The following is a 23,862-nucleotide window of genomic DNA, read 5'->3' as shown; positions in this document are numbered from 1 at the left end:
CGGCACGGAATTCTCATGAGCTATGCGCAGGCATGTTCTCGACAGAGTTTATCCGGAATAAGTAACCACAGTATTACCTATCCGCGAGTCACGCTGCCGACGCAGTGCCGGGTGAAACCACAACGAGGACGCCCACCGAGGCATGGGGTCCGCGAAAAACGACGACGAAACAGACTGGAGTGGCTATCCTGATGAGTTCACATGGGGCAATTGAGATGTTGATAGTCGGAACACTCATTCTGAGTATCATCGGTGGGGGTCTTGCCGTCACAGCGACGTTCAACCAGAGTTCGGTTTCCTCAGACGTCAACGTCCAAATCGAGCGTCAATTCGTTATTCCACAGTTTGACAGTATCAATCAAAGTGATATCCGGACATCATCGCCAGGTCGTCAGAGCACCTTTCGGACACAAGACGGTACCACCCTTCGGATTATTGAAGAGAATATATCATCCGATTCGCTCACAGTTACGGTCCCAGTCGAAAACGTCGGAACAAATAGAAGAACAGCTCGGCTTTCAGTCGATTCCTCAACAACGCCATTCACAATTGATACAGAAACCATCTCTGAGTCGTTTGCAAATAACTCAACATTCGCTCAGACGGTGAATCATACGGTAATCAGCGATACGGATGCACTCATTGAATTACCGCCGACAGCCGGAAATGAGTCACGAGCGATTAACGTGACGCTCAGTTACGACACGACGCCGACAGCGCCACTAACAGCGATATTCGAATTCGCTCCGACAGACAGCCGTGTCAAAATCCAGCCAGATGATCAGCTAACCAATGGTGATGGGAACAACGGAAATAATAATAATGACGATGGTGGCACCGGCGGAGATTCCGGCGCCACCGACCCATTTGCGTCCGGATCGCAGACGGTCGTGACAGACGGACTCAAGTTAATTAACGAGAATGGAACCGACACAGACAATCTTGAGTCGATAAGTAAGTCTGAAGTAGCCGTGCTCGGTACCGCCGCGGATATCGATGGTGATAGTCAGGGCGAACAACCATTCACAAACGCATCAGGTGCGATTAAGACAGTCGAAGCGGTTGTCAATGGAACGACCGTTCAGAAGCAAAACGAAACGACGCTGGTCCCTCTCAGTTCAGATATTACCCCAAGCACCAGCAAATCAGCGATGGTCACGGGTCAATTCGATGGAGGCAACCAGTCGATATTCTTTACGAACTCAGATTCAGATGCTATCTTCCGTGTGAATTCGTCAGGAAACATAACGAAAGTCGTGGAAACCGGAGCAGACGCTCTCTCTGCGATTGGCGATATTGACGGAGACAGCAGTAATGAGCTCGTGTTTGCAGATTCAAGTCAGAACCTGAAGTATCTCGAACCTGGACCTGGGGGAACGGTCAAGTCGCTTGGTGTGTCGGCAGATTCAAACAACGGTGTTGGAATTGGCGTCGGACAGCCAATAAATGTGGATGGAGATTCAGCAGAGGAGGTGGTATTCGTCAATTCGAACAATATCAAAGCAATTGCCGACGATGGCGGAAGCGCCATTACGCTCACGCAAAATGGACCGGCAGCTAAATCCCCGATTACCACGGCTGATGTCGACCGCGATGGTATAGAAGAAATCGTCTTTTTGGGTCAAAGTAGTGGTAACATCAACTATGTGGACGACGTCGGTGGTGCAAATGAACTCAAGCTGGTCGTAAACGCCAGCGGACAGCCTGTGAGTGGCTCTGACGAGACTGGACTCACGTCGTCAGCATAGGTTTCGGTGAATCACGTTTTATGACCACCAATGATGCTATCAGCCACTTCAGCATCAGACGGATGCTTACTTGGAGTGATACTACGACTCACGCCATCTGCACGGACGTGCATACTTTTTAACTTAGAACATGATATATCAATGATGGTATTCGTTGGAGCACATTTGCAGACAGGGATGGCGAACCTAGTGAATAAATAGAACTGTCAACACACAAATCATTTCTGTTCCCCATGATGTCGACAGGTTGTTATTACCGGGATTAATTTTTAACAGTCGGCATAACTAGGGTACTAATTATCTTCACAACGGATGAGTTAGCTGGACGAACAAGCACTGGCAGTCAGGAGCTTTTGTGTTAATATTTATACAGTGGTCAGTGACCATATCCTATAACTCGGAATTCCAGCTGATTGTTTTCTTACCGCAATGTGTAATGTATAGATCCGTCCAAGTATAGCTGCGAGGTCAATTTCTTGAACCCTCCGCTCAGTGTCTTTTGATTGTTCAATTTGTCAAATCTATTTAGTTGAGACTGTTTGGCTGGTCATGTCTAGCTCGGAAGACCCGACGATATCTGTCGATAATCTCATCCGTCGTTACCTCTCAGTATTGTTGATGGCTGACAATGTCAAATTATGCTATTGTGGGTATATATTTGAAATATTAGTCAATGTGTGACAAGATCAGGTGATACGCTAATCTGATACCAACTCAGGCTATTAGGATCAGACGATAGTGTATATCTAGCAGTAAAACGGCATACCAGTCGCACCGTTGATTATTTGATCTAATTCTGATTAAGTCTCATATTAGATTATCCGAGAAAATACCCGTAACGCGGGCATGTGTTTGTCCATATGGCCTTGTGTTTCGCAGTTTGCCCGGTTATGGGTGTGTCGAAGGAGGCTATGATGTGAGCTTTCGATTCTGGTCCTGACTCAAACAACAAGTCGAAGACGATGCATGACTGGACAAGTCGTCAGGGACGATGGACATCGACGTACACCATAGGACAAACACTAACACTGACATTGGCACTGTTAGTATCCCTCACGACATCTAAATTGTACTGCGCCATGCACATTAGATCACACACACAATATAACGGTGGATTGTCGTTGACACATTCAGTACTTTCCGCGATCCAAAAGTATCGACTCAGAGTGTCAAACAACAGGTAACGTGATAATATCGGAGAGAATTTCGATAATAATGGACCATCGATATTAATCAACTGGTTTATATTAAATCATTTTTCTAATATAATTCTGTAGTCTCGATTAATAATATCGCCCTCACGGAACAATTTCGTGGTAGGTATATGCATGTACCTGCAACATAACAATTGCATGGAAGAACTCCGAGAAGAGGTTGCGGAACATAGATCCCCTCAAGAAGATATCGAACCGCTTCTAGTCAATCGATGGTCCCCTAGAGCGATGACAGGTGAATCGCTCGATGAAGAGCAGTATATGCCGCTCTTTGAGGCAGCACGGTGGGCGCCATCTTCGTATAATAATCAACACTGGCGCTTCCTGTACGCCACACAAGAGGACGAAGAATTCGAGATGTTTGCTGATCTGCTCACCGAGAACAATCGAGGGTGGGCTGAGGATGCTGGTGTGCTCGTCACTCTCGTCTCGAAGGAGACTTTTGATCACAATGGTGAGCCTGCCCAAACCCACTCTTTCGATACAGGTGCCGCATGGCAGAATCTTGCATTAGAGGCTACTCGTCGCAATCTCGTCACACACGCGATGCAAGGGCTTGATTACGAGGCTGCAGCAGAACAACTCGATGTTCCAGATGGATTCAGTGTTGAATGTATGGTCGCAATCGGTGAACGTGCCCCTGCAGAGACACTTCCTGATGAGTTACAAGAGCGTGAATTCCCGAACGAGCGAAAACCGATTGATGAAATACTCTACCAAGGCGGATTTGACGACTAACTGAATCTTCAGAATTGTATCGCGTAACTGTTCACTGACTGGATAGCTGAAAACGAGTATCAATTTTTTATATGTCGTCGTGACATTTGGATTTTCATTTACTAGATAGTCATACACTCTGAAACGTCATGTACCAGATACTCCAATACTCTCGATCATAAGCGCCCTGATGAATACGAGCGTCACTGCAACATACTAATACGCACAATATAATCACCGATTCGATCCGTTAGAACCGAGTATGACACTAACTACGTCAGCATGTCGTAACGTTGTATGTATATTAGATAGTCAAGATGGACTAAAAATAAAACCAGGATCGCTCAAACGGAGTGATTAATATAGTGTGTCTCAGTCGTCGGCTTGGGATGCACCATCTGCAACAGCATGTGATGAGAGGGTTGCATCAAGCTCTGCATCACCCATCTTTGTGACGAGACTGTCAAGAACTGCATCACGCATTCCTTCGACATATTTGATTGACCCAACAACAAGATGACCACCACCAGAGACGCCACCACCGACAACTTCCTCATTGAGTTCAGTGACCATTCGTGGAATGTCAAGTCGAACGCCGTCTGACCGCAACACCGCAAAGTCAGGTCCATACCCGATGGTGATTACTGGTTCACCATGTGCTTCGACCTGCCGGTCATGAAGCTTTCCAGTTGTTTTTCCGGGTGCTGGATAGGTGAATCGGTGAGCCCACTCGTCAAGATCAATCTGATAAAGATGGGCACCGGAGTCAAGCCGGTCATGAGTAAGATGTGGAACGGTTGCATCGAGTTGTCGTTCGACATCGCGTTCAGCACGAGTTGAAAGGAAATCAACAAGCTCAGTGTGTCGTGATTCATTGCTGCATCCAACATTCAGGACATCGTTGACGATTGATTGTCCGTCGCTGTATCGAAGCCAGTGAGCAGCATAATCAAGCGCCTCACCAAGCTCAAGTAACCGGTCACGGTCATAACCGACAGTCGTTGCCAACTCAATGTACGACGTCATTGCATCTGCTTTCGAGCGGTCTGCGAGTCCGGCAACGGCTGGTACATGCTTAATATCATCAGTTATCGACGGATCGATCATCCGTGCGAGTTCAACACACAACATGCCAGTTGTGATCCGATAGTCTTCACCGTGAAGATACGGGTTCACATGAGCATCTAATAACGGATCAACGGCTGAAGGGTCAGGATGATGATGATCAATAACTGCAGTTGGCACATCATAATGTGCGAGATTTTCGTATGCAGGCACGTCCTCTTCTGTTGAGCCATTATCGAGCATCAGTAGAAGTGGAAGTCGCTGTCCGTGTCGAGAGCGCCCCTCAAGTGCGAAATTGAGATCTCGGGTGACGTCTTCCATCTCGTAGAATGGTGCCTTTGATGGAAGTCGTTTTACCAGATGCCGTGATGCATCCTCATCGTCGTAGACATCCTCAATGTATCGTTCAAGTGCGAGTTGGACAGGGACTGATGCACACATGCCATCACCATCAGCATGATGTCGAATTCGGATCGGTCGCCCCTCAAGTACCGTCCGACGAAGCAATTGTGCAACATCGCGAAGATCATCAACTAACGGCTCAAGTGCATCCCACTCAATGAGTGGTGAGACGTCTGCAGGAGCCGCGCGCTCGCTAAAGGCAGTATCAAGGCGTGTTCGTGTCTCCTCAGCGTCAGCATCATCAAGCCGTGTCAGTGATTCAACCTCAATCTGAAGTGAGCCTTCATGCGGTTCAACCGTCCCTCCAACACGAACAATATCATCAAGCTCGACAGTCGGGAACGCGCGAACACCAGCTTCTTGAAACGCTGCCGTGGCAACGACTCCGGTTGAATCGGCAATTTGGAATATCGTTGGACCACCTGTCTGTTTGATTTTTGTTACTTTGCCAGCAACGTAGCTCTCCGTTCCAGGTTCGAGATCCTCGATTGCAGTGAGTTCAGGATCATGTTCAACAACAACGGTCTGATAATTTGACTCAGTAAATACATCGAACGCAAGGTCACCATCATCGCGGATGGATTCAAGCGTGACCGTCAGTCGATCACCGACTTCATATGATCGATCAAGATTCGAATCATGGACAAGTCCTGAAATATCGTCCGCAATATCAATGAAAATGCCGTATTCAACGGCACCGTTTACCACTGCGTGATAATTCGCATTACTTTCAATATCCTCACGTGTGCAGTTAGGGGCAAGATCATAAACAATAGGTCGTGAATCGGCGCCCGAATTCGGACGCGAGTCGCCGCCGGAACCCCCGGCGCTGTCAGTAGTCATACCTTATTTGAGTAGTGCGTTGTGGTTAAGACTTTAGTTTGTGCTACGTTGGATTCTCTCTGTAAAAAACGGCACTGTACAGCGATCTTGAACAGTGTCTTTGTGAGGGTTGTACTGAGATATTCCTGTGTTATCGGGTGACAGTCGTTACTATAGTATCATATTTACTATCACTCGTCTGCGAAGTTGAGTGAATATTAGAATTCCCTCGAAAGGTGTATAGAAGGGGCTACCTTTTTATCCAACATGCGACTTTTCCGGTCGAGTGCAGTGTTGGGAATCGCGTCCGACGCACTGGAGTTCGCACGTAAGGCCTCAGAAGAGACGCACCCCGATGAGTACATGGGCTTACTTCGCGGCGAGGACGCACGTCGTGTCGGGCTTGATCGCTCTGGAACTGTAATCACAGAGGTACTCATTGTACCCGGGACACAATCGACACCTACCAGTGCAACAGTTGATTCAAATATGATCCCAAATGACCGCCATGCAGTTGGTTCGATTCATTCACATCCAAATGGTGTCCTCAAACCAAGCGATACCGACCGGAACACGTTCGGGAAGGGACGCGTCCACATCATCATGGGCCATCCATATGGAGTGAATGACTGGGCTGCATTCGATCAACAAGGTAGCCGACGTTCACTTGAAATCTTAGACGTTGATCTCCCTGACCCTGAGGATTTCTTTGATTTTGATGAGACAGATCTTGATATCGATAATACTCAAAAATCAGCTGATGACGATAGCCGCTGGGATATTGAAATGGGCACTGACACGTCATTAAATCAGCAAGCGGATGAAAATACTGATGCAGATATACACACGGATACCGATAATGACCAGGGATGGCGATGACAGAGAAGGCTGAGTGTATTGTTGCGCAAGGAACGTTTGATATTCTACATCCTGGTCATATTCATTATTTGACCGAGGCAGCGACATTTGGCACTGAACTTCATGTCATTATTGCCCGTCGCGCAAACGTGACTCATAAGCCAAAGCCGGTTTTACCAGATCGCCAACGACGCGATGTTGTTGATGCTCTGGACATAGTGACAGCTGCACATCTTGGTCATTCTGAGGATATTTTCATTCCAATTGAACAGTTACAACCGGATGTTATCGTTCTCGGACATGATCAACATCATGATATCGATGCTGTTCGCGATGCACTCACTAGTCGGGGGATTGAATGTGATGTTGTCAGGGCAAGCGCACGCGATCCACGATATGAGGAGGAAATTCTTTCCACTGGGACAATCGTTGATCAGATCCTCACACAGCGCGGGTCAGAGTCGGACATAAAAACACAGCGAACGCAAACAGGATCAGAATTGGACTCAGATGTAAATACGGATGCGGACACACGAACCCAAACAGATTGAATTAGGTTAGACTCGTTTCGACACAAACCTATTGATGATATTACTCAATCTACGGCGCTTCAATATATCTAAATTAGAATTGATATTACCAGTCAGTCGTTAGCTCTCAGCGCTATTTTGCTGATTAGTGAGCCACTGTTGATATTCATCTTGTGGGACGACATCAACGGTGAAATACATCTGTGAGTGTGCAACTCCACAGAACTGTGTGCAATATCCCTGATAGCTACCAGTCTCGTAGGGCACAGTCTTAATTGTATTAATCTGTCCGGGCATCGAATCTGTTTTTAGTGCCATCTTTGGCACATGGAATCCATGGATTACGTCACGCGAACTGGTCTGGATGACAACCGGTCGATCCGCAGGGATGACCATTGTATTTCCGTTAGTGAAGTTCCCAGCCTCGGGGTATGACATTTCCCAGCCCCATTGATATGCCTCTGCATAGACAACGACCGGCTCTGGTTGTTGTTCTTGACCGTTAACAGCCTCACCTGCAGCGTTTTCGGCCTCTGGTTGGTATGTGATGTTCTCATTCGCGAGGACACCATATGAGGCAACACCGACAAACAATAGAATAAGTGCCGTCGCAACGGTCCATGTGATCTCAAGACGACGGTTCTCTTGAGTTGGTGTTGCATCGTCATTATTTCGGAACTTAATAACGGTGTAGATGAGGATTGCCTCAACAAGGATCGTGATCGGGATTCCAACGTACAGTAGCTTTCCGTTCAATCCGTTGATCAACTCGGCACTGGCTGATGACTGCGCAGCGACCGGCATGGCGACCGTCCCAAGTGCCAGCGTCGAGAGTACGGAAATGAGTGCCAAACGCGTATATCTCATCGCAGAGAACTTATTGTGAGACCCATAAATAGTTGCTGTCTTTCGAGAGTCGCTTATCGAAACGGGGATGATAAGTATCGTCAAAATCAAGTCCGCACTAGTGACATTGGTGGCTGAAAATACGGCGACCACGACGTCTGCTATACATACAAGGCGATTTCATGGATTACTCGCAGGGACAGCGATGGGTGTGTACCTGCTTGTGTTGGTTGGTGTGACGACGGCTGTGACCGACGCCGCAGCCGCATGTGCTGCATGGCCAGTTTGTGGAAATGGGTGGGCAACGCCGGAATCAACTATTGGGTGGCTTGCGGTTGGACATCGGGTGGCTGCAGTTATTATTGGACTTCTTGCCGTTGTGACACTCGGTGTTGGTGTTTATGAACAGGTAGAACGACGTGTTCTCACAGCAGTTGCAGTCGGGAGTATTCTGTATCCAATCCAAGCGGCTGTCGGAGCAGTTGTTGCGATTCAGGGTCCAGAGCTGACGCTGTCGATTATTCATCTCGTTGGTGGATTATCTATTTTTCTGACGCTGTCGATTGCACTTGCATGGTCACTTGAGACCGAAACCGGTGACCCAACAGAAACGCAGGCGACAACAACAAAACCAGAGCCGGACCCAGACCTTCCACCTGCGTCCGAACACGATCCAGACCTTCCAACAGATCCCCGAAAGCGACTTATTGCGACTGTGCGCGCATACATTCGATTAACAAAACCACGGTTGATGTGGTTACTTTGTCTGGTTGCTTCTGCTGGTATGACTCTTGGAGCAACCACATCAGCTAGATTAACACCAACGATTATCCTTGCAACACTTGGAGGTGGCGTGCTCTCGATTGGAGCTTCTGGGACATTTAATCACGTTCTTGAACGTGATGTCGACCGTCGGATGCAACGAACGAGTGATAGACCATTGGCGACTGATTTGGTTCCAGTTTGGAATGCAATTGCATTTGGCATAACGCTCACAGTTGCCTCAATTGCGCTGTTTGCATGGATAAATACGCTTGCAGCTATTCTTGGCGGAATTGCAATCGTTTTCTATAGTGTCGTTTATACACTTTTACTCAAACCGAATACCGTTCAAAATACCGTCATTGGTGGTGCTGCAGGAGCACTCCCCGCGCTCATTGGATGGACAGCTGTTACCGGAAATATTGGATTTGGCGGTCTTGCACTCGCAATCGTCATTTTCATGTGGACTCCTGCGCACTTTTACAATCTTGCATTAGCATATAAAGAGGATTATGAACGCGGAGGGTTCCCAATGATGCCGGTCGTCCGTGGCGAGACAGAGACACGCAAACACGTGATTTGGTGGCTTGCACTGACACTTGTTGCTGCTGCTGGGCTTGCAACAATGGAAGCCCTTGGTATTGTATATGCACTTGCAAGTGTTATCTTTGGTACAGTGTTTCTGTATTTCGCTATTAAGCTTCACTATGAGCAAACAGAAACTGCTGCATTCCACACGTTTCATGCCTCAAACGCGTATTTGGGATCAGTCCTGATTGCAATTGTATTCGATACGCTGGTGATCTAACGTGTCCGTTAAGCGAGTATTCGGAACCACACAGCGAACACGAGATCTCATTTACGTAACGTTGCTTGGAAATTCATTAATTACTCTTGCGTTGGGATATATACTTATTGGCGATATTACGCTAACACAGCCACGATATACGGTGTATGGGCTTCTTTGGATATTTATTGGCACGATTGTCATATGGAAAACAAATCCAGCACCAACCGATGCACGGACGCGCCGACGAGCGAGTGTCATTGCAATAGTGTATTTGGGTGTTCTTGCTGCTGTTGGCGGCGTAATTATCACAACCGGTGGGAATGCGGCGAGTGCGCTCACCCAATCATTTGGTATTCGTGTGGCGACGTTACTTCCAGGATGGGGTCCTGCACCGATTGTCACGACTCCATTGGGAGCGGTGGTATTGATGCCGGCGCGTATTATTGGATATTTTGCATTGGCATATCTTGTGTATGCGACGGTTATCGACACTGCGAGGGCAGCCGTTTCAGGCATTGTTGGATTGCTCTCATGTGTGTCTTGTTCATGGCCGATTATTGCTTCAGTGCTTTCTGGTGTTCTTGGTGGCGGGTCGGCTGCTGCTGCGGTTGCACTTGATTTCTCATATGACGTGTCGACTGCCACTTTTGTACTGACAATTGCCCTGTTGTACTGGCGACCACTGGTCGGTCGGATTGGAAATTGAAACTTACTGTCGATGATGCAGCTATGTCGGTATTACTGGCTACCTAATTTCGTTATCATACCTACTGGTGTATGATATTATATACATGATATATGAGCAGTCTGATAATTTTGACATCCTCCCGCGCCTGAAAACGGGGATATTCTCCTTATATTCTATAATTATAATATATAAAAGATAGAGCGAACTGGCTGGTCGGTTCTCTTGCTCTTACCGCAACTTAGGACATATCAGGCTCACGTTCGGGATTAAGTTCCGATTCGGGCTCGGGTTCAGATTCAGGTTCAGGTTCAGACTCACGCTGCTCATCAGAATGTATATCGTCATCATGAATGGTGTCTATATCATCCATCTCCTCGCCTGTGGTATCTTTTTTCGTTCGCTCTGCAGCAAGCGCACGGTCAATCTCATCAACACCACCGACAAGAGACTCTACAGTGAGGACATTGCCTCCGCCGGGATCAACAACGACTATTTTGGTCCCCGCAGGAATCTCACCGTCGACTGATCGGGCGCTATACGATGGGTCGAATCCACCAGCATCGAGTTTCACCTGACCTTGCGTTGGTGTGACGCGTTCGGTGACACGACCATATGTTCCTCGAAGACTGTTTGAGTCGCTCGTCCGCTCGGATCCAGTTGTGCCATAAACATCGAGTTCTCGATAACCAAAAAGAGCAATTGCACCGAACAACATAATCAGTCCCCCGAGTATAAATGGCGAAGCCGTCCCGAGAAAGAACCCAGCTAGTCCAGCTCCTAACAGTGATACTCCAAGGACAACAAAGTTCGCACCAGGAGCAAATGCCTCAAGAATGCTAAATCCAAGACCTGCCGTAATAAGCAGTAATGACAGCGTCTCCGCCGGTAACGACAGTTGTGCGATAACGGAGATCGCCTGAATTAGCATACCAATCGTTAGTTATGCGAGTGTTAAACGGTTGCGCACAGGGGCGGATATATTGAATTATCTCACGCTCAAAATACAGGACAGAAGATGGATGATACCTCTCGCAGACAATCGACTGATCAAATAATCAGATAGATGATAGATGGTAGATGATAGCTCATAAATGTGAGCTCACGCCGAGATGTATGAGAGTATGTAGAGGATGAGATGAGATGGGGAATTATTGATAAATCAGATAAGATTCGGCACGAGTGTTGAGAGAAGAAGCCCGAGGGTTCCAAGCACACCAAGTGCGACGAAGAGTACATGTTCGGGAACCGGGCGTTCGGGTTCGATTGGCGTGGGTTCAAACGCAGTGTCACCACTATGGTCGGTATCATCTTCTGACATGTACGCGCTCACTGACTCTGAATCAGATTGAGGAGTGCTATCAGGCTGATTCGCATCTGTCATCACTGATGAATAGTCATTCATGATAGAAACATCTACCGGGTAGGGTAGTCATAAGCACGCAGTTGGGTCTAAGAACTTCCCAACGATATGCTGACATGTGGATATATAAGCAAAACTGCCGGTAATCATTCCTGTTGAGTGCTTCTGATGCTTACAGTTCAGTTCACGTCGTAGAAGCTCTTATTGAAATTCTATGAATCCCGGTCTTGATCATGTGAGCGGGTGAGATCACCCTCATATACAATGCCTCGTTCGGCATGAATGGTGAGATTAGTTCCATCCGAGAGATGAGGGGGTAGCGGTGCACCTGAGATCATCGGAATATCGAGTTCACGAGCAACAATCGCTGGATAGCCGGTCATCCCCGGTCGTGCATCAATAATTCCACTAATCGTCGCTGCATCATACTCGAATTCATCGTCAAAATTAGCAGGGAGCGCGACAATTGCCCCATCTGGAACCTCATCAAGTCTCCTATCGGTTGTTGTGACCAGAGGCCCAGCGGCGCGACCACCAACCACTTTCCGTCCAGTTGCAACAGTTTCAGCCGCAACGTGTACTTTAAGCATATTTGTTGTATTCGCCCCCTCAAGCTCTGTCATCATCCCTGAAAGTACAACGATCGTATCCCCTGAGCTGGCGACATTTGAGTCAAGCGCTGCATCGACCGCATCTTCCATCATTCCCTCAATATTTCCATGCGAACCGGAGTATGTTGAGGAGACTCCCCATGAAAGCGTCAGTTGTCGACGAACGCGATCATTCGGCGTTATTGCAACGACTGGCACACCCGGGCGAAATTTGGCTGTTTTACGAGCTGTATACCCGGATTCAGATGCTGCAACAATAGCACTTGCACCAACATCACGAGCAAGATACCGCGCTGACCGTGCAAGTGCTTCTGTGCGTGAATCCTCTGCAGCAGTTGGCACACTCGTTCGCTCAGTGGCATTGTATTCGGCACTTGACTCGATCTGTCGGACGATCCGGTCCATTGTCTCGACGACACGAACAGGATTATCACCAATTGCTGTCTCACCAGAAAGCATTACCGCATCGGTTCCATCGAGGACTGCGTTGGCAACATCTGAAGCCTCCGCGCGCGTCGGTCGACGCGCGTGAACCATTGAGTCAAGCATCTCAGTCGCGGTGATAACTGGAGTCCCAGTGTCATGACATCGGGTGATGATGCGCTTTTGAATAACTGGAACTTCCTCAAGTGGCATTTCAACGCCAAGGTCACCACGTGCGACCATGACCCCATACGCTGCATCGATGATTTCATCAAGATTCTCAACAGCACCAGCACGTTCTATTTTAGCAACAACGGGGATGTCACCACCAAGAGCCTCAAGCGCATCGCTAATCATGTACACATCAGCCGCTGAACGTACGAATGATGCGGCGACGAAGTCAGCATTCGTCTCAGCAGCGACACGGAGATCTTCTCGATCGCTTTCGGTAAGAAGGTCAATATCGAGATTGACACCCGGAACATTGACTCCCTTTCTCCCACTGAGTTCGCCACCAGAGTCGACATATGCGACGACACCATCAGAATCGACACGTTGGACCGTTGTTTCAATTCGACCATCATCAAGCAACACGGTATCGCCAGGGTCAACGGCGTCAATTGAGTATGAGAGACCAATCTTCTCAGACGTTGCTTCATCACCAGCACTGAATCGAACCTCACTATCTGACTCAATAAATATTGAATCCGATAATGGGGCTGTCCGCACTTCTGGTCCCTGCAGATCGACCATCGCGGCTACGGGCTTATCAGTCATCTGATCAACATTTCTAATTCGATTGATGACTGATCGTCGATGATCAGGTGTGCCGTGACTGGCATTGAGTCGAGCGACGCTCATTCCTGCATCAACGAGAGCCCGGATTGTCGACTGTTCGTCAGACGCCGGTCCAAGCGTACAGACGATTTTGGCATTTCGCATGCAAACATGTACTCGGGACCGAATAAAAAGACCGCCGATAGAATCTTTACCCTTACACTACGGTATTATTGAATTGATGTGCCAGGGTCAGCATCTTCACGCGTGGTAAGAAGATCTGCGTCTGCTCCGGCTGCAAGTAACATTCCGTTTGATTCAACACCGAATATCTCCGCTTTCTCAAGATTTGCAACAATAACGACTGTTTCACCGATGAGATCATCAAGATCGTGTAGTTGGCGAATCCCGGCAACAAGTTGTCGTTGCTCAACACCAACATCAACAACGACGCGGGCGAGTTTATCCGCATCCTCGATTGGCTCTGTTTCAACAATCTTTGCTACACGAAGGTCGAGTTCTTCGAAATCTTCAAAGTCGATTCGATCATCAGCGATTGGGTCAATGTCAGTCATATCGGATTCAGAGCGTGATTCATTCGTATTTTTAGCTGTTTCAGATTCAGATTCAGATTCAGTCTCTGCATTACCAGCTGACTGTGCATCATCATTACTATCATCGGTTGCTTCAGTGACACGGTCATCAAGCTTTGCAGTGAGTTCGTCAACGCGTTCTTCAGGGATTTTCTCAAAGAGCTCAGTGGGCTCCCCAAACGTCTGCGGCGGTGCGGCAAGCGCAGATTCAACACCGACTGTGTGAACATCCCCTGATTCGCCAAGATCAGCCCACACCCGCTCGGCAGCAGCAGGGGTTACTGGCTCGAATAAAACGGCGACAGCCTTCGCAATTTGAATGCAATCACGCATGACCTGTTGTTTCTTTGGATCATCGTTGTCCAACTTCCATGGTTCGTGTCGTTGAATGTACTCATTACCGAACTGAGAAAGCTTGACCGCTGAATCACCGATATCTCGAACAGAGTAGTCATTGATACCGGCAGTAAATGCATCGATTGCTGTTTCGATTCGCTCCTCAACGGAGTCAGAGAGCTCGACATCAGGCGTTCCGTCAAATTCACGCGCCGCAAAGAGAAGTGATCGATATATGAAGTTCCCAACGGTCCCAACAAGTTCGTTATTCACTCGCTCTCGGAAGCGACTCCAAGAGAAGTCAACGTCCTGCTGGAATCCTCCATTCGTCGCAAGATAATATCGAAGCAGGTCTGGATGGAATCCTTCATCAAGATACTCATCAGCCCACACGGCACGATTACGCGAAGTTGAGAATCCTTTCCCTTCGAGCGTGATGAATCCTGAAGCCATTACAGCCCGTGGTTCTGTATATCCGGCTGTACGCAACATCGCTGGCCAAAAGACTGTATGATGTTGGATAATATCTCGACCGATAATATGGATAATTTCTCCACCAGTATCGATATCGGGTGTGAGGGTATTCTCATCGGTGTCTCCGATGGAAGGTGTCGAAGAGAGACTTTCCTCCGAGCCACGCCATGCAGCTTCCCAGTCAAAGGTATCAGTACCAACCGCTTCGGCGTATTGTTTTGTTGAAGAGATATACTCAATCGGGGCATCAACCCATACATACAACACGAGATCATTATCATCTGGATAATCAACACCCCAGTCCATATCTCGGGTGATACACCAATCCTGCAATTCACCCTCAACCCACTCTCGTGGCTGATTCTGTGCGTTCGTCGTGCCCTCAAGTCTGTCAAGAAATGATGATAGATATGATTGAAGATCTGAGACTGCAAAGAATTGGTGTTCGCGGCTTCGATATTCCGCATCATTTCCGGTGATTGTTGAGACAGGTGTTTCAATCTCACCAGGTTCGAGATGTCGTCCACAGCCTTCATCACACTCATCACCTCGTGCCTGGGCACCGCAGTATGGACAGGTTCCATTAACGAAGCGATCTGGAAGCCACTGATCGGCTGCTGGGTCATATGCGATCGGAATTTCTCGCTCATAGACGTATCCAGCTTGAATCAGCTCATCGACAATCTCACGCGTCATTTTGACGTTCGTCTCATCATGGGTGTGTCCGTAATTGTCGAACTCAATCCCAAACTGAGGGAACGTCGTCTCATACTGTTCGTGATGTCGAAGTGCGAACGATTCCGGAGTGACCCCCTCTTCAGCCGCATTCACGGCGACTGGTGTACCGTGCATATCAGACCCTGACACAAACGCTGTGTCCTGACCAAGACGCTTGAGCGCCCGACTGAAAATATCGCCGCCGACATACGTCCGCAGATGTCCAATGTGGAGATCACCGTTCGCATACGGAAGTCCACAGGTTACCACCGCTGGGTCGTCAGTCGGAAATGACTCACGTGTCTGTGTATCTATATCCATCTTACTCATATGTGCTGTTTCATATTCATAAGGGGAAGGTCAAAATCCCGCTGATTTGGCTGAAACATATAATCTGCATTAAGACTAATTGAGAAAATACCTATATGGGTCAGATGACAGCAGAGACAGCACCCACACCGATGACCGTTACAACAAGTCGACCGATACTTCCAATGAGCGTTGCGAGTGCGAATTTCAAGTAATCCTCCTCGAGCACTGAAAACGCATAAATTGAGATCGTATCCGGGAATCCAGGGACACAAAGTGCCGCTGCAAGTCCGGCATACCCCCACTGCTGTGCAAGTGAAACTGTTCGACGCTCAGACCAACTCACGACATCAAACCATGAGTTCCGAAAAAGCCGAAGTACTGGACCTGATTGTTTGACTTCTTGTCCTAAGTGAAATGCAAAAACGCTGCCAACTGCCTTTCCAACGCCGCTCACCAGTATGATAATGGCAAGGTGACCAGCTCGGGAAAACCCAAGTTCGAGTGGCGCCAAAAGCACAATCTCACTCACCCCAGGGAGTGCAAATGCAATCAAAAATGAATAAATGAAAATGATGATGAGCCCACCCCAGCCAGTGGCGCGCTCAACGGCACTCGAGAGCCATCCAAACTCCGGGAAAATATCATCAAAAATAGAGAGAGGCATCGATAAGAAGCCTTCCGGTAAGATCGCAGTCATAATTGCATCCAGTATATGCGGTGATGTGACAACACTCAGTATAGTCGAAATGATAGATATTTCACCAATTATATTGAGTGTGCTGTATATTGAATAAATTGCGATGACCGACATCGAAGCAGAAAATGATGATAAAATTGAGGATAGGGATGGTTCAGATATGTTGAAAAGCGGGATTGACAGCAGGGCTTGAGTCACATTGTTAGTATCATACCATTATGTGTAAAACTTATTAGAGCGGGTTTATTCTGCTCGAATCCGCCAAAATTAGGGATAGTTCACGATGAGCGAACAGAATCAAGAATGAGACCCTGTTCGACCCGTTTCACCTCATGTTGGACATCTCTGACAGCATCGATGTTCGCAGAGATTGATGAGATACCTGCTTCGACCAGAAACTGCACCATCTTCGGTTTTGAACCTGCTTGTCCGCAGATACTTGTCTTTACTCCAAGGTCGCGACAGGTTTCGATCGTGTCGCCAATGAGTGAAAGCACAGCCGGGTGAAGTTCATCAAACTGATCAGCGACATTTTCATTATTGCGGTCGACAGCGAGGGTATATTGTGTGAGATCGTTCGTCCCGAATGAGACAAAATCAACACCGGCATCAGCTATCTCTTCGATTCCAAGGGCTGCTGCTGGTGTTTCAATCATAATCCCCCATTCTCGTGTTGATGGGTCAATGCCAGCACTCTCCATCAGCTCTCGGGCTTGAATGACTTCCTCGGCATCATTAACGAGTGGTAACATCAACTCAACATTGTCATACCCCATATCGTAGATACGACGGAATGCGTCGAGTTCATGTTTGAAGATTTCTGGCGCATCGAGTGATCGCCGGATACCACGGTATCCAAGCATCGGGTTGTGTTCATGTGGTTCATCTTCACCACCCTCGAGTTGCCGAAATTCATCTGTCGGTGCATCAAGCGTGCGGACACGAACTGGACGCGGGTAGAACTCCTCAGCAGCTGTCCGAATGTCATCGACTAGTTCATCGACATACGCTCGCTCACCATGATCAGCAATGTATTGTTCTGGGGTCTTTCCGAGTGAAAGTACCATATGCTCCATGCGCAAGAGTCCAACGCCATCAGCACCCGTTGCTGCTGCCCGGTCGGCTGCTTCTGGAATTGAGACATTTACTTTCACCTCAGTTGCTGTCATTGGCTTGACAGGTGTTGTTGGTCGTGCCTCTTCGATTGGCTCGTGTGGCTCTTCCTCAATGGCTTCACCCTTGCGGACTGTCCCTTTATCACCATCAATTGTGACTGGTTGACCATCGTCAAGTTTTGTTGTTGCTGAGCCTGCCCCAACAACTGCTGGAACACCGAGTTCCCGAGAAACAATTGATGCATGAGATGTCATTCCACCTTCATCGGTGATAATGCCTGAAGCACGCTTCATTGCCGGAACCATATCTGGCATTGTCATCTCAGTGACGATGATATCGCCATCATTCACCTGGTCAAGATGATCAAGTTTCGTCACGACGCGTGCTTCACCACCAGTAACTCCAGGACTCGCCCCAAGCCCGCGGACGAGAACCTCTGCATCACTCTCTGAGTTACTCATTACATCGGGTTCAGAGTCAGTCTCAGTATCGGTCTCAGAGTTGGTCTCGGAATCGATGTCAGTCTCATTCTCTGGTCCAGAGCGAGCGTCATCGTTTATTGTGGTGATCGGACGCGATTGCAGCATATATACTGAATCGTTATAGATAGCCCATTCAACGTCCTGTGGTTCGCCGTAATGTGATTCTACCGTCTGTCCAAGTTCAACCAACTCGGCGATTTCATCATCCGAGAGCACTCGGGCATCGCGCTTATCACTTGGAACATCTCGTTCAACGGTTTTACCTGTGGTTTCATTTTTGACCATCATCACTTTCTTTTCAGCCACTGAGACCGCTGTGGTCTCTGCGGTTTCTCTTTTGACGGTATAATTGTCCGGTGAAACAGCACCGGAGACGACCGCTTCACCAAGTCCCCAAGCTGCTTCGATGATTATCTCTGGGTTGCCGCTTGATGGATGCGAGGTAAACATGACACCTGATTTTTTTGCATCAACCATCTGCTGGACGACAACCGCGATATCGACATCGGAATGAGAAAATCCCTGTCGGTTTCGGTAATAGATTGCGCGCTGTGAAAACAGTGAAGCCCAACATTCTTTCACGCGGTCCACAAGCTCTTCTGAGCGCACATTCAGGAAGGTCTCTTGTTGACCGGCAAAGGATGCATCTGGAAGGTCCTCAGCTGTTGCAGATGATCGAACAGCAACAAACGGGTCAGAGTCGGGATCATCACTGGTGTCTCCATCGGTTCTTGATCCAGTTGTATCAAGTGAATAATACGAATCAAGAATATCCTGTTCAACCTCATCCGGCATCGGGGTCTCAACGATCAGCTCATGTGCCCGCTCATGTGCTTCTCGAAGTGCCGTTGAGTCCTCATGATCAACATCAACAACGCTGAACAATTCTTCATCAATACCTGCAGTCTCGATGAATTCGCGGTAAGTCGCTGCAGTTACAACGAATCCAGACGGAACCGGAAGCCCCGCATCGGTTAGTTCGCCGAGCGAAGCTGCCTTACCACCGACCGTCCCCACGTCGGTGGATCGTACCTCATCCAACCAAGATACTGCCATCAGTATGTGTATTGTCCTCAGATGAGACTAAAGTACTTTCCGGACCTATTGTGGGTGAAAAAAATATACTCAAAAATGAGTATTCAATCCAAATATCGAATGATATAGACATTGCGAGAGGTTCTTTAGCTGGCATGTCCTTATCGGGATTGTGTTCCCGGAGTGGATTTCATCATTCCCGTCATGGTTGGTGGTTGGTGTTTTCGCCGGCGGGTGTGCAACGGTAATTATCGCTGGTGTTTTTATGATTGGCGGACGGCTATTTCCGGATGATGAAAGCGGATCTGGGACAGGGGCAACTAGAGGTAAATTCAATCGACGACGGGGTGAGTTCCGATCGTATTTTAGAGTGATCGAAGAACCATTTATTGAGGATTATGAAGTTGCTGGAGAGACAGTTGAATTCTATCTCAGCGATCACGATGTTGGTATCACTTTTGATGCGCAGGTGTATTTTGTTCTTGACCGCACTGGCATCGATACTGTTCTTTGTGAATATGAAATGCCGGTCCGTGCGCTTGGACGGCGGCTTCCATTTGAAATACCAGATCTTGACCCTCCATCAGAAACAGGCGATACCTCACAGAATAGCTCAGTAATAGCAGCATATGATAAGTTAGGGCTTCCAACAACGGCGGATACAAAAGCAGTGAGAGATGCATACCGCGAGCAAGTGAAAACAGCTCACCCCGACCATGGCGGAACGCAAATAGAATTCACTCAACTACAAGAGGCATACACGACTGCCCGCAATCACGCTGAAGATACTAGTCACGAAACGGTTCCTCGAAGTAATTAAAATTGATATATTATCTATGGTGCCCTGTTTGATTCTGCGTTAGTTGCCAGCTCTATCCGCTGTATGCGCGTCGATATTCCATCAGCTGCGGCAGAGCCTGCTACGAATGCTGTTGTTAGCGTGATATCCGCTCATCGAAGTGTAACGACTGCTTTGACTCCCGTCGCAACAACAATATTACCGCCAGCACAGATTGTCGCTAACTCACCAATTGAGACAACCTGAATATCACCGGAACGCGCCGGAGGAAATTGTATGGCGGTCACATGACTAGGATCCATGTATGACCGCTTCAAATAGCTAAATGAAGCATTCAATTCCGTCATGCACTTTTAGACACCCGTTGTATTATGTATGTGACCGACACTGATCTCATATATCGCTCACGTGCACTCTGGGTGCCCGATGCAGCAACCCTTGTGATTTCTGATCTTCATATTGGTCGTGATGAAGCCTCAAATGTACAACTCCCACTTGGCGAGCGTGATGATTTACTTCAGCGAGTGCAGACTCATCTGAAAGAAGTAACTCCTGAGACCGTTGTTGTTGCAGGTGATATTTTTCATCGGTTTGATACAGTTACATCAAGTAGTCGAAAAACACTTGCAGCGTTGATTGATACATGTGTAGACACCGGTGCAGAATGTATCTTTGTTCGTGGTAATCACGATACAGGACTTGAGTCGACGCATAACACCACCGTCGTTGATTCATATACACTCGAAGGGCTGACCACAAATAGTCCACAAACAGTCATTTGTCATGGGCATACTGAACCAACAACGACTGCTGAGCGGTATATTATCGGTCATGACCACCCAGCGATTACTATCGAAGGGAAACGACATCCATGTTTTCTATCAGTTCCTAACAGCTATCAAAACGCAGATATAATCATGCTTCCAGCATTCTCTCGACTTGCTGCCGGTGTTAGCATCAATGCTGCAAGCGGGAGTGACCTCCAATCGCCACTTATTACGCAACTTGAACATGCACGACCAACCATCTACGATAATCAAGCTGCTGAATCACTTTCATTTCCTCCCCTTCAGTCATTCCGGACAATGCTGTGAGCACAGCAGGGACTACTTGTGAATCTATAAGGGTGAACTGTCTCGGGGTCAAGCCCTGTGGCATTCGCCGTGTCCGCTGGTAAAATCACATCGTGTGTGATGTCACAATAATAAGATGTTTTGATATATGAGAGAAAACATGATGATACTAAGATGAAAGATAACAAGTATGAGTTCTGTATCTATCGATCATCGGTAACTGCAACAGCAGCCTCACGGCCACTTCGCATCGCACCTTGGATACCTGACCACGCTGTATAATCACCAGCAAGGTAGGTCCGACCGCCAGGGGCACGCGCTTGCGGGAGATTGTCATGTACACCTGGCGGTTGATCAAATTGTGCGAACTCAATTCGATCGGTTGTAATCGGCTTCAGAGAATCAAAATCACGGTCTGGGTACCATGATGAGAGTGCTGACCGAGTTTGTTCAGCAAGGCTGTCAGCGTCATGGTCAAAGGCTGCAGTCGAGAGGAATGTTGCATTTAATAGTGCTTTTCCATCAGGAGCGTACTCAGAGGCGATATTAGAAAGTGGAACGACCGTGTTCGGCGTTGGATCAGCAGCATTCAGGATGATCTTCTGACGGGTTTCAGGAGCATCTGTGGCTGGAAGTTCATAATATTGAGTCACACAGCCACGCGTGTTCGTTGGAATTGAGTCAACACCGGTGAGTTGTTGAGCATCTGCAGGATCGGTTGCAATGACTACAGCGTCGGCATCAACTGTTGTCGTCTCGGTTTCGACGGTGACACCATCGCTATAATCTATGATGTCATTTACTCCCTCCTCACACACCACAGTCGCACCAGCGTCGCGAGCATGTGCTGAAAGTTGCTGTGGAACAGCCTGTATACCATCGGCTGGAAGGGCAATTTCACCGGTTGAGAGTGATTTAAACGTATACTCAAAGACGCGTTTCGATGTTGATAACGAGCGATCAAGTGTAATACCACCATAGAAAGGGGCAATAAAGTGATCAAGATAATCATCTGAAAACCCCCATTCTTGAAGATATGAGCGGATTGATTGATCAGGGCTATTGAATATTTCTTGCTCGGTTCGCGTCCCCACATGTTGTCGAAGTAGCAGTGTCCGAATTTTATCCGTCTGAGTCACCTCATCAGTCCGTAGCGACGATATTGCTGCACGTGGATCACGAAGAGGGTCAGAAAGGACAGATCGTGACCCAGGGCGGGCAATGACAGCGCCAGGGGTAAATCGGCGAAGTGAGAGCGCATCAGCATCAAGTTCGCGTTTGACAGCGGGGTATGAAGTAAAAAGCACTTGAAACCCACGGTCGATAATAAATCCATCTTGATGGCGAGTTCGCACACGCCCACCAACTTCCGATCGTTGCTCATAGACGGTGACATCCGCGCCAGCCTGTGCGAGATGTCGCGCGGCGACAAGACCAGCAAGTCCAGCACCGACGACTACGACGGAGTCTGTGCTCATATTTGTGACTCGTGGATGGATACATAAAGAGAGTGTCGAGACTGGCTTTCCTCAGGGGGGTAAGCCGGTAAGCGTCTCTAATTGCTGCGTGTTTTATGATATCGCTCCCTGGGGAAAAGATCGATTTTCAAACATTGAATCTGGGTACATTAGATGGTCCAAAATATGCGATATAATACGATATTGATTTGTTAATTAGAATAATGTAGTCTGCTATGAACACCTGTGAGTCATTTCGCAGATTATATTACACTGCGAGTGACGACCGACGTGACATCCTCGCCCGCCGTAAACGGCGTGGCTTCCCGCACTGCGGGAACCCGAACCCGTACCCGAACCCGTTGTCAGGTGAGGTGGTTTCAGGGCACTGCACTGCACTCAGAGTCTCGGACGGCAGGTTCCCTGCCCCTGCCTTGACCCTGAGTGCCCTGTGGTGCTGTCACCGGCACTCCCATCCGCCAGCATGTCATTGCCGTCCGGTCCGGTCCGGTTTCAGCGGTCGGCTCTCACCCCGACCCCGGCGGTCGTCCGGCGGGGAGCCGAGCCGAGCCGGACGAGCATAGTTCGCTAACGCAGGCACAGCCCACGTTACTAGTCAGTACGGCCTGAAACAGAAAAAATACCACGGTCAGGGGGTTCGTGTCAGCTCAGCTATCGCAGGCGGTTAGATAAGTCGCATGTCACATTCCTGCCCGCCGTGAACGGCGGGATTTCCTGCTTGGTGAAAGATGACCTGACAACAACAGGTCCAACCGATGTCGGTGGTCGATTGGAGCCAACGTATGATACAGACAGCGTCAAGTGAAAAATGAATACCGAGGCTCTTGGTCAAACATGTGATTCTACTGAACTCAATATCACGACATCCTCAATGTGGCGATATAATGAGTTCCTTCCATTTAGGAATCCAGTCACCGCCGGTGAAGCCGATGCGTGACTCGTCGCAGCATCATAAATTGCCGCACAAGTAGGTGTTGAAACACTCGCAATTAAAGATGAGAGCCGAAATCCAACTAGAATGATACTTGACCGCGGACTCTCATCGACTGTAACCGCTGCCCGTGAGACGGAGGCTGAGTTGCTCGCCCTTATAACACCCGGAAATGCTGGCCAGTTGGCGGCTGCATATGCCGGAAT

The 23,862-nt window shown here is 48.2% G+C and carries 18 protein-coding genes and 1 pseudogene; 9 read left to right on the top strand and 10 right to left on the bottom strand.

What is annotated here, in order from left to right; genetic code table 11:
• Nucleotides 1–104: 104 nt before the first annotated feature.
• Nucleotides 105–1,748 (top strand): hypothetical protein, encoded by a 1,644-nt coding sequence (locus J07HQW2_RS13170; protein ID WP_021056054.1) that lies wholly within the window; start codon nt 105–107, stop codon nt 1,746–1,748.
• A 1,352-nt stretch (nt 1,749–3,100) separates the two neighbouring features.
• Entirely contained in the window at nt 3,101–3,700 is a 600-nt protein-coding gene (locus J07HQW2_RS13165; RefSeq protein ID WP_021056052.1) for a nitroreductase family protein, read from the top strand.
• 351 nt (nt 3,701–4,051) lie between these two features.
• Here J07HQW2_RS13165 and J07HQW2_RS13160 read toward each other — a convergent pair whose 3' ends face one another.
• On the bottom strand, nt 4,052–5,989 hold the full coding sequence (locus tag J07HQW2_RS13160; protein ID WP_021056051.1) for a Hef-associated nuclease: 1,938 nt from the start codon (nt 5,987–5,989) through the stop codon (nt 4,052–4,054).
• Nucleotides 5,990–6,235: 246 nt separating this feature from the next.
• Here J07HQW2_RS13160 and J07HQW2_RS13155 point away from each other — a divergent pair.
• Nucleotides 6,236–6,709 (top strand): annotated as a pseudogene (locus J07HQW2_RS13155) (Mov34/MPN/PAD-1 family protein); the annotation flags it as partial.
• Between the two features lie 134 nt (nt 6,710–6,843).
• Nucleotides 6,844–7,377, top strand: a complete 534-nt coding sequence (locus J07HQW2_RS13150; RefSeq protein ID WP_048075683.1) for an FAD synthase family protein — start codon at nt 6,844–6,846, stop codon at nt 7,375–7,377.
• A 99-nt stretch (nt 7,378–7,476) separates the two neighbouring features.
• Here J07HQW2_RS13150 and coxB read toward each other — a convergent pair whose 3' ends face one another.
• Complete coding sequence (coxB, locus tag J07HQW2_RS13145) at nt 7,477–8,223, bottom strand: cytochrome c oxidase subunit II (protein WP_021056048.1); 747 nt, start codon at nt 8,221–8,223, stop codon at nt 7,477–7,479.
• A gap of 184 nt (nt 8,224–8,407) precedes the next feature.
• On the opposite strand from coxB, the gene cyoE reads away from it, so the two are divergent.
• Nucleotides 8,408–9,772 (top strand): heme o synthase, encoded by a 1,365-nt coding sequence (gene cyoE / locus J07HQW2_RS13140; RefSeq protein ID WP_303704335.1) that lies wholly within the window; start codon nt 8,408–8,410, stop codon nt 9,770–9,772.
• A 1-nt stretch (nt 9,773) separates the two neighbouring features.
• The gene (locus J07HQW2_RS13135; RefSeq protein WP_021056046.1) at nt 9,774–10,460 is read left to right on the top strand and encodes a DUF7546 family protein; all 687 of its coding nucleotides are present in this window, start codon (nt 9,774–9,776) and stop codon (nt 10,458–10,460) included.
• 220 nt (nt 10,461–10,680) lie between these two features.
• On the opposite strand, the gene J07HQW2_RS13130 is transcribed toward J07HQW2_RS13135, so the two are convergent.
• From J07HQW2_RS13130 to ppsA, 6 genes are all read right to left on the bottom strand, one after another.
• Nucleotides 10,681–11,370 carry an NfeD family protein gene (locus J07HQW2_RS13130; RefSeq protein ID WP_021056045.1) on the bottom strand — a complete coding sequence of 230 codons (690 nt, stop codon included), beginning with the start codon at nt 11,368–11,370 and terminating at the stop codon, nt 10,681–10,683.
• Between the two features lie 231 nt (nt 11,371–11,601).
• A complete protein-coding gene (locus J07HQW2_RS13125) occupies nt 11,602–11,823 on the bottom strand; it encodes a DUF7312 domain-containing protein (protein WP_021056044.1) in 222 nt (73 codons plus the stop codon).
• Between the two features lie 191 nt (nt 11,824–12,014).
• Nucleotides 12,015–13,778: a pyruvate kinase gene (pyk, locus tag J07HQW2_RS13120; protein ID WP_021056043.1), complete on the bottom strand. Its 1,764-nt coding sequence runs from the start codon at nt 13,776–13,778 to the stop codon at nt 12,015–12,017.
• Between the two features lie 65 nt (nt 13,779–13,843).
• Nucleotides 13,844–16,054 (bottom strand): methionine--tRNA ligase, encoded by a 2,211-nt coding sequence (metG, locus tag J07HQW2_RS13115; RefSeq protein ID WP_021056042.1) that lies wholly within the window; start codon nt 16,052–16,054, stop codon nt 13,844–13,846.
• 109 nt (nt 16,055–16,163) lie between these two features.
• The gene (locus J07HQW2_RS13110) at nt 16,164–16,742 is read right to left on the bottom strand and encodes a YqaA family protein (protein ID WP_303704138.1); all 579 of its coding nucleotides are present in this window, start codon (nt 16,740–16,742) and stop codon (nt 16,164–16,166) included.
• 278 nt (nt 16,743–17,020) lie between these two features.
• Nucleotides 17,021–19,396, bottom strand: a complete 2,376-nt coding sequence (ppsA, locus tag J07HQW2_RS13105; RefSeq protein WP_021056040.1) for a phosphoenolpyruvate synthase — start codon at nt 19,394–19,396, stop codon at nt 17,021–17,023.
• A gap of 151 nt (nt 19,397–19,547) precedes the next feature.
• Between ppsA and J07HQW2_RS13100 the strand changes: the two genes are divergently transcribed.
• Nucleotides 19,548–20,195 carry a J domain-containing protein gene (locus J07HQW2_RS13100; RefSeq protein ID WP_021056038.1) on the top strand — a complete coding sequence of 216 codons (648 nt, stop codon included), beginning with the start codon at nt 19,548–19,550 and terminating at the stop codon, nt 20,193–20,195.
• A 131-nt stretch (nt 20,196–20,326) separates the two neighbouring features.
• On the opposite strand, the gene J07HQW2_RS18835 is transcribed toward J07HQW2_RS13100, so the two are convergent.
• On the bottom strand, nt 20,327–20,521 hold the full coding sequence (locus tag J07HQW2_RS18835) for a DUF7839 domain-containing protein (protein WP_021056037.1): 195 nt from the start codon (nt 20,519–20,521) through the stop codon (nt 20,327–20,329).
• A 24-nt stretch (nt 20,522–20,545) separates the two neighbouring features.
• Here J07HQW2_RS18835 and J07HQW2_RS13095 point away from each other — a divergent pair, with 24 nt between their 5' ends.
• The gene (locus J07HQW2_RS13095; RefSeq protein ID WP_021056036.1) at nt 20,546–21,268 is read left to right on the top strand and encodes a metallophosphoesterase; all 723 of its coding nucleotides are present in this window, start codon (nt 20,546–20,548) and stop codon (nt 21,266–21,268) included.
• Nucleotides 21,269–21,450: 182 nt separating this feature from the next.
• Here the strand turns inward: J07HQW2_RS13095 and J07HQW2_RS13090 are convergent, their stop codons facing one another.
• Nucleotides 21,451–22,725: an NAD(P)/FAD-dependent oxidoreductase gene (locus tag J07HQW2_RS13090; RefSeq protein ID WP_021056035.1), complete on the bottom strand. Its 1,275-nt coding sequence runs from the start codon at nt 22,723–22,725 to the stop codon at nt 21,451–21,453.
• 808 nt (nt 22,726–23,533) lie between these two features.
• Between J07HQW2_RS13090 and J07HQW2_RS18830 the strand changes: the two genes are divergently transcribed.
• Entirely contained in the window at nt 23,534–23,662 is a 129-nt protein-coding gene (locus J07HQW2_RS18830) for a hypothetical protein (RefSeq protein WP_021056034.1), read from the top strand.
• Nucleotides 23,663–23,862 lie beyond the last annotated feature (200 nt).

Origin of the sequence: Haloquadratum walsbyi J07HQW2, assembly GCF_000415985.1 — an archaeon.
Lineage (GTDB): Archaea > Halobacteriota > Halobacteria > Halobacteriales > Haloferacaceae > Haloquadratum > Haloquadratum walsbyi_B.
This window is presented reverse-complemented; position numbering and strand designations above follow the sequence as displayed.